This is a genomic window from Paraclostridium dentum, from assembly GCF_012922555.1.
Taxonomy (GTDB): domain Bacteria; phylum Bacillota; class Clostridia; order Peptostreptococcales; family Peptostreptococcaceae; genus Paraclostridium; species Paraclostridium dentum.
The window spans coordinates 1-569 of the sequence record NZ_WIPK01000093.1; the positions used below are offsets into that span (position 1 = coordinate 1).

The window sequence follows — 569 nt, forward strand, 5'->3', positions numbered from 1 at the left end:
CTCGAAGGAAAAAAAATTAAAAATAGTAAATAGTTAATTAACTACTCAAGCTGCGCATACCAAACACCCTGTATCTTAACATCCTTAGGAGCCTTGGATCCCAAATCAGTATCAGAAGGCTGAATGCTCTCGAACACTCCGATCACCTCCCCCGTCTCCGGCTTGCTCGACGTCACGCTCAACGTTATGTTCCCCGTCAACGACGCCACGTTCTTGTTGTTCTCCTTCTCCAGCTCCTCCTCGTCTCCGCGGCCTCCAGCGGGGAGAGCCACCGCGTTGTCGTACCCGGTGGACCCGCCTCTGCCCTTTGGGTCGAGGAAGGAGGATCCCCGGTAAGAGGGCACGAGGAACTCCCCGCTGAAGCCCTCAGGCTTCCCGGAGGCGACGAGGTTCTTGATGGTGAAGAGGAAGGGGACCCGCTCGCCTCCGGGGAGCTGGACGGTGACGGCGGCGTAGTCGATGCCATCCTTCTCCTCGAACTTGAGGGTGCCGTCGGGGGAGACCTCGAAGGGGCCCTCGATCTCGTCGAGGGTGTAGGTGAGGCGGGTCATGAGCTTGGTCTTCTGGAA

At 58.0% G+C, this 569-nt stretch carries 1 protein-coding gene; it reads right to left on the reverse strand.

Going from position 1 to position 569, the window contains the following annotated elements:
* Nucleotides 1-41: 41 nt before the first annotated feature.
* A partial coding sequence (gene psbO, locus GFJ41_RS21020; RefSeq protein WP_206001604.1) for a photosystem II manganese-stabilizing polypeptide occupies nucleotides 42-569 on the reverse strand: 528 nt, incomplete at its 5' end.